General features: G+C 62.7%; 15 protein-coding genes. 8 read left to right on the top strand and 7 right to left on the bottom strand.

Features of this window, described 5'->3' with window-relative positions; genetic code table 11:
• Positions 1-48 precede the first annotated feature (48 nt).
• The 3 genes from C2L66_RS22670 to C2L66_RS22660 are packed head-to-tail and all read right to left on the bottom strand — an operon-like array spanning position 49 to position 2,934.
• Complete coding sequence (locus tag C2L66_RS22670; protein ID WP_060606623.1) at positions 49-1,302, bottom strand: DUF3734 domain-containing protein; 1,254 nt, start codon at positions 1,300-1,302, stop codon at positions 49-51.
• 9 nt (positions 1,303-1,311) lie between these two features.
• Positions 1,312-2,094 carry a 3-hydroxybutyrate dehydrogenase gene (locus tag C2L66_RS22665; protein ID WP_054934855.1) on the bottom strand — a complete coding sequence of 261 codons (783 nt, stop codon included), beginning with the start codon at positions 2,092-2,094 and terminating at the stop codon, positions 1,312-1,314.
• Positions 2,095-2,124: 30 nt separating this feature from the next.
• Complete coding sequence (locus C2L66_RS22660; protein ID WP_060606628.1) at positions 2,125-2,934, bottom strand: acetoacetate decarboxylase; 810 nt, start codon at positions 2,932-2,934, stop codon at positions 2,125-2,127.
• A 466-nt stretch (positions 2,935-3,400) separates the two neighbouring features.
• On the opposite strand from C2L66_RS22660, the gene C2L66_RS42160 reads away from it, so the two are divergent.
• The gene (locus C2L66_RS42160; protein WP_257722142.1) at positions 3,401-3,529 is read left to right on the top strand and encodes a hypothetical protein; all 129 of its coding nucleotides are present in this window, start codon (positions 3,401-3,403) and stop codon (positions 3,527-3,529) included.
• 99 nt (positions 3,530-3,628) lie between these two features.
• Here the strand turns inward: C2L66_RS42160 and C2L66_RS22655 are convergent, their stop codons facing one another.
• Positions 3,629-4,267 (bottom strand): LysE family translocator, encoded by a 639-nt coding sequence (locus C2L66_RS22655; protein WP_060606631.1) that lies wholly within the window; start codon positions 4,265-4,267, stop codon positions 3,629-3,631.
• 129 nt (positions 4,268-4,396) lie between these two features.
• Positions 4,397-5,164, bottom strand: coding sequence for a bestrophin-like domain (locus C2L66_RS22650; RefSeq protein ID WP_060607318.1), 768 nt, complete (start codon positions 5,162-5,164; stop codon positions 4,397-4,399).
• A gap of 149 nt (positions 5,165-5,313) precedes the next feature.
• On the opposite strand from C2L66_RS22650, the gene C2L66_RS22645 reads away from it, so the two are divergent.
• Complete coding sequence (locus tag C2L66_RS22645; RefSeq protein WP_060606634.1) at positions 5,314-6,129, top strand: SIR2 family NAD-dependent protein deacylase; 816 nt, start codon at positions 5,314-5,316, stop codon at positions 6,127-6,129.
• Between the two features lie 58 nt (positions 6,130-6,187).
• Here C2L66_RS22645 and C2L66_RS22640 read toward each other — a convergent pair whose 3' ends face one another.
• Positions 6,188-6,544 carry a hypothetical protein gene (locus C2L66_RS22640; RefSeq protein ID WP_054934852.1) on the bottom strand — a complete coding sequence of 119 codons (357 nt, stop codon included), beginning with the start codon at positions 6,542-6,544 and terminating at the stop codon, positions 6,188-6,190.
• 119 nt (positions 6,545-6,663) lie between these two features.
• Positions 6,664-7,548, bottom strand: coding sequence for a LysR family transcriptional regulator (locus C2L66_RS22635; protein WP_060606637.1), 885 nt, complete (start codon positions 7,546-7,548; stop codon positions 6,664-6,666).
• 143 nt (positions 7,549-7,691) lie between these two features.
• Between C2L66_RS22635 and C2L66_RS22630 the strand changes: the two genes are divergently transcribed.
• From C2L66_RS22630 to yjfF, 6 genes are all read left to right on the top strand, one after another.
• Complete coding sequence (locus C2L66_RS22630) at positions 7,692-8,498, top strand: TerC family protein (protein ID WP_060606639.1); 807 nt, start codon at positions 7,692-7,694, stop codon at positions 8,496-8,498.
• Between the two features lie 75 nt (positions 8,499-8,573).
• Positions 8,574-8,891, top strand: coding sequence for a TFIIB-type zinc ribbon-containing protein (locus C2L66_RS22625; protein WP_054934849.1), 318 nt, complete (start codon positions 8,574-8,576; stop codon positions 8,889-8,891).
• 586 nt (positions 8,892-9,477) lie between these two features.
• Complete coding sequence (locus C2L66_RS22620; RefSeq protein WP_224101120.1) at positions 9,478-10,416, top strand: ABC transporter substrate-binding protein; 939 nt, start codon at positions 9,478-9,480, stop codon at positions 10,414-10,416.
• A gap of 95 nt (positions 10,417-10,511) precedes the next feature.
• Positions 10,512-12,026, top strand: a complete 1,515-nt coding sequence (locus tag C2L66_RS22615) for a sugar ABC transporter ATP-binding protein (protein ID WP_054934847.1) — start codon at positions 10,512-10,514, stop codon at positions 12,024-12,026.
• Positions 12,023-13,060 (top strand): ABC transporter permease, encoded by a 1,038-nt coding sequence (locus C2L66_RS22610; protein WP_060606642.1) that lies wholly within the window; start codon positions 12,023-12,025, stop codon positions 13,058-13,060. Before C2L66_RS22615 ends, C2L66_RS22610 begins: the two co-directional genes overlap by 4 nt.
• The gene (yjfF, locus tag C2L66_RS22605; RefSeq protein ID WP_060606645.1) at positions 13,057-14,154 is read left to right on the top strand and encodes a galactofuranose ABC transporter, permease protein YjfF; all 1,098 of its coding nucleotides are present in this window, start codon (positions 13,057-13,059) and stop codon (positions 14,152-14,154) included. Before C2L66_RS22610 ends, yjfF begins: the two co-directional genes overlap by 4 nt.
• The last annotated feature ends 4 nt before the right edge of the window (positions 14,155-14,158 follow it).

Genomic DNA, 14,158 nt, shown 5'->3' with positions numbered 1-14,158 from the left:
ACGTGTGTCGCAGAGCCGCAATTCATGATGCGCGCCGTACGGCAGCGTTCAAGCTGCCGTCTTGCGTCGCTTGCCGAGTTCGGTTTCGACGGGCGGTTTGTCGGACTCGGGCACGGACCCGGCGGGGCGGTGCACGTCATGCGTGACGAAACCCAGTTCGCGGCTCGGCACGTCGAACCAGTCACGATGCGAGAACGAGTCGCGAATATCGTCGAGGCCGCTCTGCCAGTGTTCGAGCATCGTGTCCACGCTGAACTCGTAGTCCTTGTAATGGCCTTCGTACGGCTTGTTCCTGTAGATCAGATGCACGACGTTGATCGCGCTGCCGTCCGCTGCCTGCTGGGCGAGACGGAACAGCGGGTCCGCCTTCAGCACCGACGTTGGCACATGCTCGAGCAGTTCCTTGATGAAGCGCGCGTGCTTTTGACGCTCGGCGAGCATGTTGGTGATCGCGCGAGTCCGGCTCGAATACTGGATGTCCTTGGCTCGCTCGGAAATGTCGGGGAAGTCGCCGGGCGCATTGCCACGCGCGCTCCACAGGTCGACCTGAAAGACCAGCGTGTCCTTATGATCTGAATCGCGCAGCACTTCCGTGAGCGGCGTATTCGAAACGAGTCCGCCGTCCCAGTAGTATTCGCCGTCGATCTCGACAGCCGGGAAGCCCGGCGGCAACGCACCCGACGCCATGAAATGCTCCGGCGTGAGACGCATCTTGCGGTTGTCGAAGTACGTCAGATTGCCCGTGCGCACATTCACTGCACCCACGGACACGCGAATGGGGCCGTCGTTGATGCGGTCGAAATCTGCGAATTGCAGCAGCGTTGCCCGCAGCGCGGCCGTATCGTAGTAGCTGACGCGGCTAGGCTCCAGCTTGCCGAGGCCCGCCAGGGGCAACGGAAAGCGCGGCGCGAAAAAACCGGGTTGGCCTTCCGTCAACGCACGGCCGGCGGCCCACATGCTGGCCCACTTGCGCGACAGGTCATGCAAGCCCAGGCCGGGCAGCGCCCACGCGCTTACGCTGCCCACCCAGTCGAGCGGATGACAGATCGCATTCCAGAAACCGCGCAATGCAGCCACGCGATTTTCCGGCGCATTGCCCGCGATGATCGCCGTGTTGAGCGCGCCGATCGACACGCCTGCGATCCAGTGCGGCTCGACTTTCATTTCGGCGAGCCCTTCGATCACGCCCGCCTGATAGGAGCCGAGCGCGCCGCCGCCTTGCAGCACGAGCGCAATCTCGTCGTAGCGCGGCAACACAAACGGTTCCGGCTGCGGGATGGCTTTCTTTGTGTTGCTGCGCATACGTGCTCCTTATTTCATCGACCAGCCGTGGCTGACGATCACCGATTGACCCGTCAGTGCCGACGATTCGAAGCCCGCAAGGAAAGCGACAGTATTCGCGACGTCTTCGACCGTCGTGAATTCGCCGTCGACCGTTTCCTTCAGCATCACGTTCTTCACGACTTCCTCTTCGCTGATGCCGAGCGCCTTGGCCTGCTCGGGAATCTGCTTGTCGACGAGCGGTGTGCGCACGAAGCCCGGGCACACGACATTCGCGCGCACGCCGCGCGGACCGCCTTCCTTTGCGACGACGCGCGCAAGGCCGAGCAGACCGTGTTTCGCGGTGACATAGGCGGACTTCAGCTTCGAGGCTTCATGCGAGTGCACCGAGCCCATATAGACGATCGAGCCGCCGCGCTTGCTGTCGTACATGTGCTTGACGGCGGCTTTGGTCGTGAGGAACGCGCCGTCCAGATGAATGGCGAGCATCTTCTTCCAGTCTGCGAAGGCGTATTCCTCGATCGGCGCGACGATCTGGATGCCAGCGTTCGACACGAGCACGTCGATGCTGCCGAGTTCCTTCACCGTGCGCTCGATCCCCGCGTTGACGGCTTCTTCATTGGTCACGTCCATCGCGACCGCGATGGCCTTGCCGCCGCCTTCGACGATGCTCGACGCGACCTTCTGCGCATTCTCCAGATTCAGATCCGCAATCACGACGGCAGCACCGAGGCTGGCGAGCTTGCGAGCGCATTGTTCACCGATACCGCTTGCTGCGCCCGTCACGAGCGCGACCTTGTTTTGCAGTGACATTGTGTGTTCCCTATAGAAGTTTGGAGAGCGTTAGAGCGCGAGTTCGAGCGCGTCGTCATTCGACTTCTTTGCGCTCTGCGTTTCAGCTTGCGCAGGCGCGAGATAGTCGAATGCGACTTCGCCGATATCGAGCGTGAGATTGGCGATCACATGCCGCGCGCCGACCACGCGCTTGACGGGCAGATCGGCAATCGGCGCGAGCGCATGCGGATGCAGTTCGAGCGCGGCCGGGCCGCTCCATGCGCCCAGCACCGTGACGTCGCGCAGATAAAAGCGCACGAGTTCGCAGATACGCGCCGTGCCGTCGACATGCGGAATCACCTTCAGCAGATAGTTGGGCGTGTCGGCGAGCTTGGCGCGCTCGGCTTCGATATCGATCATGCGATGCTTGTAGCCCATCGTGCCCGTGGCGATACGTTGCGTGCCGTAATCGAGCGTGCCGAGCAGCGTGTCGTTACCGTCGACACCTAATCTGGGGCGCGCCAACTTCTTCGGGAAGCCCCAGATTTCGCGGCCGCCGGCAATCGGGCCTTCGTCGTCGAGGTACATCGAGTGCGTGTAGTTCGCAAGGCGCCCTTCCATGTCGCGCACCGAAATCACCTGGCCGCTTTCCGTGTAGTCGCCGAAGCCCGACGAATCAGGCATGCGAATGAACTCGTAATGGACCAGTGCGTTTTCAGGTTTCAGCGGTTCCGGCACGACGGCGCGCAGCGCATCCATGTCGGTTTCGTACGAAATGATGAAGTACTCGCGATTGAGAAAGCGGAACGGCGGGCGAGGATAGGCGGGATTGTGAACGGGCATCGCAAATGCGGATTGCCGGATTGATTTGATGTCCATGAACTTCCTCTTAGGCATTGGGCGTTGTTGGAGCACCGCGAATCTTAGAGCAAAAGTTTTTTCGGGATCACATTAATTTCTCCAATACACCGTTGGTCCACACGCAACAGTGACGCGGCCTGTCAGGCATGTGCAATGAAGCGTCAATCATTGTGAAATTCGGCATAACGTGTTTTCGTGAGCGACATATCGATGACGCAAAACCGAAATACGGATGTCACGTATTGGATTACTGGCAAGTCAGATAATCCGTGATTGGTGTTCCAGATAATCGGATGAGATTTGATTGATGAATTAAGCAATCGACTCGCGCGACACGGGGTTGGCTACAGCTTCGTGCGGCCCCGGCAGGAGGGTGGCAGCAACGGCACGCCGGAGAAAAGTTTTTTGATTTTGTTGCGGCGCGACATGCGCGCGGATATACTAGGGTTATTACCTAGGGTGTTACCCGCACAAGGAGTTCGCCATGCAACAAGCTACGACCGCCGCTGCCCCGTCCACGAGCTGGCTTTCGCGTCTGCGCGAACTCGCCATCCGCGCCGTCGACCTGCACTTGCAGCACTGCGCGGTTCTCGCTGAAGCGTATCGCCGCTAAGCATTTCGCATCAAAAGGGGAGTTCGATTTGAACTCCCCTTTGTTTATCAGCGCTTCGCCGCGTCATCATCGCGCGGGGCGGCGTTGGTGACGCTGCGCTCAGATGCCGGCTTTTCGAGCCGCCAAGATCAGCCGCAGTCCAAGCGCCGCGATGGCGCCTGCCGCGATCCGGTCGATCCACGTTTTCGCGCGCAGATAAACCTCGCGCGGGCCCCGGCTCGAAAAGCACAGCGCCACCACGGTGTACCAGCCGAACTCCACGGCGAACACCAGCGGCGGCAGCACGACGTAGCACCACACGGGCGGATGCTGCGGCAACAGCGCGGCAAAAATACTGCCATACCAGATCGCCGTCTTCGGATTGCTGAGCTGCGTCGTCAAGCCCATCCAGAACGACTTTTTCGCGCTACGGCTGTGCGCTGCACCGGCGTTGTCCATCGCAATCGGGCGGGCCGCGCCGCGCCAGATTTTCGACGCGATGTAGATCAGATACAAACCGCCCGCCACTTTCAATCCGATATACAGCCATTCGACGGCGACCAGCAGCGTATAAAGACCCGCGAGCGCGAGGCCGCCAAAGAATATGCCGCCGATGCCCATGCCAAGCGCGGTCGACAACCCGTCGCCGCGAGACAGGCTGATCGAATTTCGCGCGACTAGAACAAAACTCGGGCCGGGAATCATCGCGCCCAGCAACAACGCGACGAGAATGGCGAATACGGCGGCGGATGCGGACATCGAACTGTCTCCTTGTGCGCGGCTTTCGGCGCGAGAGCCTGGCGAGGAGCGCCGGGCGATGAACGCGCGCGTGCCGGAAGAATAGATGCAACGCGCAACCGCTGCAACGCGTCTGCGCTGGCGCGCGCGTCAGTTCGACCCGAATGATTGAGAGAGCGAGATCAGATTGATGGGTGAGAGCCGGATCATCCCGCCACGCGGACTGTCGATATCCGCGATCAGCGCGAACGAAAGCGCGATCACGGCAGGCAAGATCAGCAGCACGGCGTTGCGCCTGATCTGTCCGCTCGTGCCATAGCCGATCAGCAGGTTGCAGAAGAGGCCGATGCCCAGCATCAACGACCACGCGGTCAACGGAATGTGATTCCACCACGACGCCTGCGTATAGCCCTGCGTGTTGATGACGTCGTTCATGCCGGACACCGCGAGCGCGATCACGGGCGTCTGCTGTTTGACGGCGACGTTGCGAACGGCCATCCATAGATCGTTTTCTAGCTGGTTCGTCGCCGCGTTGATCCGCGCGATGCCGTCGTCGTCGTTCGCCAGACAGTAGTGAATGCGCTGATCGAGATAACGGCGCAGCAGGGTCTGCACGCGCTGCGCATCGGTATCGGGCAGCAGGCCGGCACGCAGGTATTCGGTGCCGATCGCGTTGGCTTCTTCTTCCTCGTAGTTCTTGCGCTGGTCGTAGCGGCTCACGGCCATCGAGAAGGTAAAGCCGATCATCAGCGCGAGCAGTGTTAGCGTCGCGGCCTGCACGACGTTGAAGTCGTCGCGCATGTCGTCGGCGAGCTCGCGCTGCCGCTGCGCCAGCATCGCGCCGGCATATGCGCCAATCGACATCGCCACGAACGACACGATGAACAGAAACAGCGGGTGGCTCATCAACGAAGGCATCTGCACGTCTCCGGTTCGGTTGCGGTCGGCAAAACGGAAAGGGAACGGCCAAAACGCGCGGGTGCATGAACGCGCCACTGCGACGCTATTGTCCAATAGTGCCGCGCCGCTCACAAGACGATCGTCGGGCGAATTGATAGAGTGGCGCGATGGACGAAAACGAACGAATCAGGCGCGCCGTGTCGTGGCTGCGCGAGGCCGATGGCATGCTGGTGACTGCCGGGGCGGGGATGGGCGTCGATTCGGGCCTGCCCGATTATCGCGGCACCGAGGGTTTCTGGCGCGCGTATCCCCCCTTGAAGCAGCATCGGCTGACCTTTCGGGACATGGCCAATCCGCGCGTAATGGCGCTGCATCCGCGGCTTTGCTGGGGCTTCTACGGGCATCGGCTGGATCTGTATCGGCGCACGGTGCCGCATCGCGGTTTCGATATTCTGCTTCGTTGGGCGAAGTCGTTGCCGCGCGGCCTTGCCGTGTTCACCAGCAACGTCGACGGGCAGTTTCAGGCGGCGGGTTTCGACTCCGGGATGATTGCGGAATGCCACGGCTCCATTCACGTGCTGCAATGCTCGGAAGTCTGCCACGCCGGGCTGTGGCCGGCTACGGGCGTGCAGCCCGTGGTCGACGAATCGACATGCGAGCTCGTGAGCGATCTGCCGCGCTGCCCGCAGTGCGGTGCGGTGGCGCGGCCCAACATTCTGATGTTCGGGGACTACGACTGGATCGCGTTGCGCACCGAGCAGCAGGAGGTGCGGCTGCAGGCGTGGTTGTCGAAGCTCGAGCGTCCCGTCGTGATCGAAATCGGCGCGGGCAAGGCGATACCCACCGTGCGCGACTTCAGCGAGCAAAACGGTCCGCGCGTGATCCGCATCAATCCACGCGATTTCGGCATCGCGCCGCATCGCGGGATCGGGCTGGCACGAGGCGCGATCGACGGCCTCGAACTGCTCGACCGGTCAATGTAGTCATGGCGGACGGCGCCGTATCGCGCGCCGTCGCGTGTGCGCCGATGCGCCGCGCGGCTTACACGGCATCGGGTTGGGTCGTCCACGCGGCTTCGCGCTGACCGATGCGCCGCGTCGCGATCCGCGCCTGCTGCTTGCGGATGATCGCGCGCGCTGCGCGGGCCAGCGCCAGATCGAGCGCGCCGCGCCAGTCTCTGGCGATCGACGTCACGACGACGGGCGTCGCATCGGGCGTCTGAACCTGCACCTGGCAGCGTTTATCGAGTCCGCCGCGCGGGCCGTTGATGTCGGACATGCTGACCGTCGCTTTCGAAATCAGCCAGTCCATGCGGCGAAACACGAACCGGATGCGTTGGCGCGCGAAACTGCGCAAAAGGACGGCTTCGCGATCGCGGGACTTGAACATGACTTGCATGAGACACCTCCTTCGTGGGTACGGCTCAAGAGTACGGTGAGGAGGGGCGAGGAAAAAGCAGTAATTACGGAACCTCAACTTCGGAAAAAGCGAACCGGATTTCTTGAAGGCGAGCGCAATCACGCATGCGCCGCGCTCAACACCTTTTGCGTCAAAGGATGATGCCGCCCGCGCCGCGACACGATGGCGTGTATTTCCTCCTTCACTTCCGGCGAGCGGCCGAGCCAGCGCAAGCCGCGATGCATGGGATCGTTGCGCTCGGCGCCGAACGCCGCGAGCGGAAACACACCCATGCCGCGCGACGCGAACAGCGCCATCAACGCGCTGTCCTCGAACTCGCCCGCGACGCGTGGCCGGATGCCTTCCGCTTCGAACCAGCGGTCGAGGCGCGCGCGCAGCGAAGCGTGTCCGGTTGGCAGCAGCACCGGAAGCGACGCGAGGCATTGCGGAAAGTGATCAATATGCGTCTTGCGCACCAGGGCGGCCGGCCCGTACCAGTCGATCGGCGAGGCGATCAGGCGCTCGCTGGATAGACGCAGGTTCGAATTGTGCGGCGCGGGTTGACCGGACAGCACGAGATCGAGATGATGATGTGCCAGTTCGGCCAGCAGATCTTCCGCCTCGCCTTCGTGACAGAGCAGACGCAGCGAGGGCGTATCGAGCACACCCGCGAGAATGGCATGAGCAGCCAGCTTCGAAATGCCGTCCGTCAAGCCGACCGCGAAGCGTGCGACGGTCCCGCTCGCCGCTTCGCGCACTTCGTCGTGCAACGCACGCCCGATCTGGAAGATTTCTTCCGCTCGCGCATAGGCCGCCTGTCCTGCTTCCGTCATCGCGACGCCGCGCCCCGCGGGCTTCAGCAGTTGATGCCCGAGCGATTTTTCCAGTTCGCGCACCTGCGCGCTGATGGTTTGCACCGCCATGTCGAGCCGTTCGGCGGCCCGGGCGAACCCGCCTTCCTTCACGACGACCCAGAAATAGTGCAAATGCCGGAAATTGAGCATGCGTGGCCTCACTTCGGAAAAACCGAACCAATGCTCAGCTTATCACTGGTTTTTACGATCGCGGAGCCAGGCGATCATACTTCCCACAGGCTGTGACCCAGTAATCAGCCGCTTTCTTCTCAACCGGACAACGACGCTCGCAAATGGAATCCCTATTGACCCTGGCCGCCGATCCCGCTGCATGGGCTGCACTCGTGACGCTCGTCGTGATGGAGATCGTGCTTGGCATCGACAACCTGATCTTCATTTCGATTCTGAGCAACAAGCTTCCCGAAGCGCAACGCGCGCGCACGCAGCGTATCGGCATCATGCTGGCGCTGGTGATGCGGCTCGGCCTGCTGGGCACCGTCGCGTGGATCGCGCAACTCACTCAGCCGGTGTTTTCCGTGTTCGATCACGCGTTTTCGTGGCGCGACCTGATCCTGCTTGCGGGCGGCCTGTTCCTCGTGTGGAAGGCCACGCGTGAAATGCACCATCACGTGAGCCGCGACGCCGATGCGCATGCCAATTCCGCGATGGGCGTCGGCGGCCTGACGGTGACGGCTGCGATCGGCCAGATCCTGCTGCTCGACCTCGTGTTTTCGGTCGACAGCATCATCACCGCGGTCGGCATGACGGAGCACCTGCCCATCATGTTCATTGCAGTGATTGCCGCTGTCACGGCGATGCTGTTCGCGGCTCGCCCGCTGTCGAAGTTCATCGAGCGTAACCCGACCATCGTCACGCTTGCGCTGAGCTTCCTGCTGGTGATCGCGATGACGCTGATTGCCGAAGGTTTTGGCTCGCACGTGCCGAAGGGCTACATCTACACGGCCATGGCGTTCGCAGGCTTCGTCGAAGGCATGAACATGCTGACGCGGCGCAGAAAGGACAAGCGCGAGCACAAGGCGGCAGTGCTGGAAGCGGAGCGTGAAAGCCGAAGCGGACCGAAACAGCTTGAAGCGGAATGACAGAAGTACCGGGGCGGTGGAGCGCCGCCCCGAATAGCAGCACACAGGTGTGAACGTTACGAAAGGAGCAACGCAATGAAGTGCCCCGTTTGCAAGACCCCGGATCTTCTGATGACCGAACGTCAGAACATCGAGATCGACTATTGCCCGACGTGCCGTGGCGTATGGCTCGACCGTGGCGAACTGGACAAGCTGTTGACCCAGATGCAGGACGCGCCCGAAACGGAAGGCAGAAGTAATCAGGTCGAGCGCGACGCGCGCTACGGGGACCGCGATGGCCACCATGACCCGCAATGGGGACGGCGCAACGATTCTTACCACGGCGATCAGCGCAAACACTACGATCCGCGCCGCAAGAAGAAGTCACTGTTCGATATGTTCGACTTCGATTGACCTGCATGCATCCTGAGCGCACGCCGCGCGGGCGACGAATGACCACGACTTGCCCGAGCGGTTGCGCCGCGATTTAAACGTAATCTGACGCCTTATAGTATTACTATAATTCACGGCGACCCAATCAGAACGCATCGTCGCACCGCATCTGAAAGCGGCCCCGCGACACCCGATCCGTTTTTTCATATCTGCCTAAAACGTGGGACAGCGCGGGATCGGCACGACGATTCCGTCGCCGGCGAGGTTACATCAATCGACGCGAAGGTCGGGAAAACGCTAATCGAAAGCGCGCGGCGCCAAACATATAGTTTGGCTATAAGTAAAAGTCAGACGCGCGAAATGCGACCCCGCCGATGCTCCGGGGCCTGCGCGGCGCGCAGGGTGCTCGCCACGAGCGCGCATCCGTGCCGGAAGCCGTCCGGACTGTGATTTCCAGATTGACTGTCAGTTGCAGGTTTGCAGCAAGAGTTGGCGCAAAGCGTTCGTCGCGCGTCATGGCTGTCGTCGCGCACACGAAAAAGCAGCGCCTGGAAAACAACCACATCGGAGACAACATATGAAAGTCGCCACGCGTCTGATCGCCGGCATGCTCGTCGGAGCGGCGCTCACCGTTGCAGCGAGCGTCAACAGCTTCGCCGGGGACAAGCAGATCACCTTGGGTTTCTCGCAGGTCGGCGCCGAAAGCGCATGGCGCACTGCGAACACCGTGTCGGTGAAATCGTCCGCGAAGGACGCCGGCATCAACCTGAAGTTCTCGGATGCGCAGCAAAAGCAGGAAAACCAGATCAAGGCGATCCGCTCGTTCATCGCGCAGAAAGTGGACGTGATCGCGTTTTCGCCCGTGGTCGAGTCCGGTTGGGAACCTGTGTTGACGGAAGCGAAGAACGCGAAAATCCCCGTGATTCTCACCGACCGTTCGATCGACGTGAAAGACACGTCGCTGTACGTGACGATGATCGGCTCCGACTTCCTCGAAGAAGGCCGCCGCGCGGGTAAATGGCTCGAAGAGCGGTACAAGGACGACAAAGGCCCGATCAACATCGCCGAACTGCAGGGCACGGTCGGCTCGGCGCCCGCAAACGACCGGCACGCGGGCCTCATCGAAGTAATCAAGAACGATCCGAAGTTCAAGATCATCGCGTCGCAAAGCGGCGACTTCACGCTGGCGGGCGGCAAGCAGGTGATGGAAGCGTTCGCGAAGACCTACGGCAAGCAGATCAACGTGGTCTACGCGCATAACGACGACATGGCGCTCGGCGCGATCCAGGCGATGGAAGAAGCAGGCATCAAGCCCGGCAAGGACGTGAGCGTGGTGTCGTTCGACGCGACCAAGGGCGGCTTCGAAGCGATGATCGCGGGCAAGATCAACGTCGACGTCGAATGCAGCCCGCTGCTCGGGCCGCAGCTGATGACGGCCGTGAAGGACGTGGTCGCGGGCAAGCAGTTGCCCAAGCGCATCGTGACCAACGAGACCGTGTTCCCGATGAACGTCGCCGCGCAGATTCTGCCGCAGCGCAAGTATTGAGCGGCTGAGCCGCTGCATACGTCCGGCGCGTCCTGCATCGAGGCGCGCCGGATTTTCATGAAACGTCATCGCCTCACGCTCCTTGCGTCATTGATATGGCCGCACAACCGTTATTCGAAACCATCGGCATCAGCAAGACGTTTCCCGGCGTGAAGGCGCTGTCGGGCGTCGACTTCCGGCTTTTTCCCGGCGAAATCCATTCGTTGATGGGCCAGAACGGCGCGGGCAAATCCACGCTCATCAATGTGCTCACGGGCGTGCACGAGCAGGACGCGGGTGAAATCCGCCTCGCGGGCGAAACCGTGCGTTTCGCCACGCCGCTCGAAGCGGAAGCCGCGGGCATCCAGACGCTGTATCAGGAGATCAATCTCTGCCCGAATCTCTCCGTGGCGGAGAACATCTTCGCGGGCCGGCAACCGAAGCGGCGCGGCGCGATCGACTGGAAAGCAATCCATCGGCGCGCCGAGGAGGCGCTTGCCGAACTGAACGTGTCGCTCGACGTCACGAAGTCGCTCGATGCGTATCCGATTGCCGTGCAGCAGATGGTCGCGATTGCGCGCGCGATGTCGGTGAAGGCGCGCGTGCTGATTCTCGACGAACCGACCTCGAGCCTCGACGACGGCGAAGTCGCGCGGCTCTTCGACGTGCTGCGCAATATCCGGCAGGCGGGCATTGCGATCCTGTTCGTCACGCACTTTCTCGAGCAGACGTACGCGATTTCGGACCGCATCACCGTGATGCGCAACGGTGAACGCGAGGGCGAATATCTCGCGAAAGATCTGCCCGTCGAACAGCTCGTCGCCAAGATGGTGGGCCATAACCGGATGACGGAGCGCCTCAAGGGCGGCGCGCCCGACACGCCGCAGCAGCGCGCGGGCGCCGCGCCGTTTCTGTCGATGCAAGGCGTCGCGCGGCGCGGCGTGATGAATCCCATCGATCTCGACGTGCAGCCTGGCCAGATACTCGGTCTCGCGGGATTGCTCGGTTCGGGGCGCACGGAAACCGCGCGTCTGCTGTTCGGCGTCGACAAGGCGGACGCGGGCACGATCAGCGTCGACGGCAAGAACGTGAAGCTCAGTTCGCCGCACGATGCGGTGCGGCACGGCATCGGCTATTGCCCCGAAGACCGCAAGAAGGAGGGCATCGTCGCCGCGCTGTCGATCCGCGAGAACATCATCCTCGCGCTCCAGGCGCGGCGCGGCTGGCTGCGTGTGATAGGCCGCAAGAAGCAGCGCGAAATCGCCGACACGTATATCGAACGCCTCGGCATCAAGGCGCACGACGCCGAGCAGCCCATCGGCCTGCTGTCGGGCGGCAATCAGCAAAAGGTCGTGCTCGCGCGCTGGCTCGCCACCGAACCGAAGATGCTGATTCTCGACGAACCCACGCGCGGCATCGACGTCGCCGCCAAGTTCGAAATCATGGACCGCGTGCTCGCGCTATGCGCACGAGGTCTCGCGATCCTGTTCATTTCGTCCGAAGTGGGCGAGGTCGTGCGCGTGAGCCATCGCATCGCCGTGCTGCGCGACCGTCGCAAGATCGCCGACGTGACGGGCAGCGCGGTATCCGAAGATCAGGTCTACCGGCTGATCGCAGGGGGAAGCGAATGAAGCAGATTCAGGCGGTGCTCAGGCATCAGCTGGTGTGGCCCGCGTTGACGCTGATCGCGCTGTTTGCCATCGACGTCGCGCATCGCGCGAACTTCCTGTCGATTGTGCTGCTCGACGGGCATCTGTTCGGTGCGCCCATCGACATTCTCAACCGCGCCGCGCCGCTGGTAATCGTGTCGCTCGGCATGACGCTGGTGATCGCGACGCGCGGCATCGACATCTCCGTCGGGGCGATCGTCGCGATCGCGGGCGCGGCGGCCGCCGTCGTGCTCGCCGACGATCCGACGCGTATCGGCACCGCGCTCGGCGCCGCGCTAGCGGTGGGCGTGCTGGCGGGCATCTGGAACGGCATGCTGGTCGCGTTCGTCGGCATGCAGCCGATCATCGCCACGCTGATCCTGATGGTGGCGGGGCGCGGCGTTGCGCAGTTGCTGACGGGCGGGCAGATCATTCCGATCGGCGCGCCGGGCTATCTGGTGTTCGGCGGCGGCTATCTCGCGACCGTGCCCTGCTCGGTGTGGATCGCGCTCGGCGTGACGGCCGCGACGGCGCTGCTCGTCAATCGCACGGCGCTCGGCCTCTTTATCCGCGCCATCGGCGTCAATCCCGTCGCGACGCGGCTGGTCGGTCTGCGCTCGGGCGCGATCGTGTTCAGCGTGTATGTGTTCTCGGGCGTGACGGCGGCTATCGCCGGCATACTCGCCAGTTCGAACGTGCGCAGCGCAGACGGCAACAACGCGGGCCTGCTGCTCGAGCTCGATGCGATTCTGGCCGTGACGCTCGGCGGCACGTCGCTGCTCGGCGGACGGTTCAGTCTCGCGGGCACCGTGCTCGGCGCGCTCATCATCCAGACGCTCACGTACACCACGTACTCGATCGGCGTGCCGCCCGAAGCGACGCTCGTCGTCAAGGCCATCGTCGTGCTGTTGGTCAGCGTGATCCAGTCGAGCGTCGCGCGCGCGATGCTCGTGCGTCAGTTGCTGCGCGCGTTTGCGTTCATGAAAACAAAGCCGCTTACGGGGACGCCACAATGAACAATCTGCTCGGGCGTCTGCTCGATCCGCGCACGCTGCCCATCGTCGTTACCGTCGTGCTGTTCGCCGTGCTGTTCGGCTTCGGCTCGGTGATGTACACCGGTTTTTTCTCGCTGCAGGTGTTGCTCGGACTGCTCGTCGACAACGCGTTCCTGCTGATCGTCGCGATCGGCATGACGTTCGTGATCGTGTCGGGCGGCATCGATCTGTCCGTCGGCTCGGTCGTCGCGCTGACGACCATTCTGTGCGCGATCTGCGCCGAGCGCCTGCACTGGCCCGTGTGGGTCATTGCGCCGCTGGTGCTCGCGTTCGGCGCGCTGTACGGCGCGGCGATGGGCGCGCTGATCCACTTCTTCCGTCTGCAGCCGTTCATCGTCACGCTGGCGGGCATGTTCCTCGCACGCGGCGCCTGCTTTCTGATCACCACGCAGTCGATCACGATCAACGAGTCGACCTTTCACGCCATGGCGGGCTTCAGCGTGCCGATCGGCGGCGGCTCGCTGACGTCGGGCGCGCTGATCGCGCTGCTGACGCTGGCCGCGGCGATTTTCGTCGCGCACTTCACGCGCTTTGGGCGCAACGTGTATGCGCTCGGCGGCAACGAACGTTCGGCGCTGCTGATGGGCTTGCCCGTGGCGCGCACGCGCATCGGCGTGTATGCGTTGAGCGGATTTTGCTCGGCGCTCGGCGGCTTCGTGTTCACGCTGTATGTGTTGTCCGGCTACGGCTTGCAGGCGCAAGGCATGGAACTCGACGCGATTGCCGCGACTGTGATAGGCGGAACGTTGTTGACGGGCGGGGTCGGCTATGTGATCGGCTCGGTGTTCGGTGTCGGCATTCTGGGCACGATCCAGACGCTGATTACCTTCGACGGCACGCTCAGTTCATGGTGGACGCGTATCGTGATCGGCGCGTTGCTGTGCGCGTTCTGCCTGCTTCAGCGCATCATCGAGCGGCATGCGGCGCGGCGCAAATCGGACGGCACGGGGCTGGGCGCGAACGTGACGAAGGCCGCCGACAAGGCCGCGCCGACGCACGGCGCCAGCACGATCGATCTGGCGAAGATGAGTCCGCCGACGTTGAAGCAGTCGTGAGCGT

It is taken from the genome of Paraburkholderia caribensis (assembly GCF_002902945.1).
GTDB lineage: Bacteria > Pseudomonadota > Gammaproteobacteria > Burkholderiales > Burkholderiaceae > Paraburkholderia > Paraburkholderia caribensis.
The sequence above is the reverse complement of the archived record's forward strand: the minus strand, read 5'-3'. Positions and strand labels throughout refer to the sequence as shown.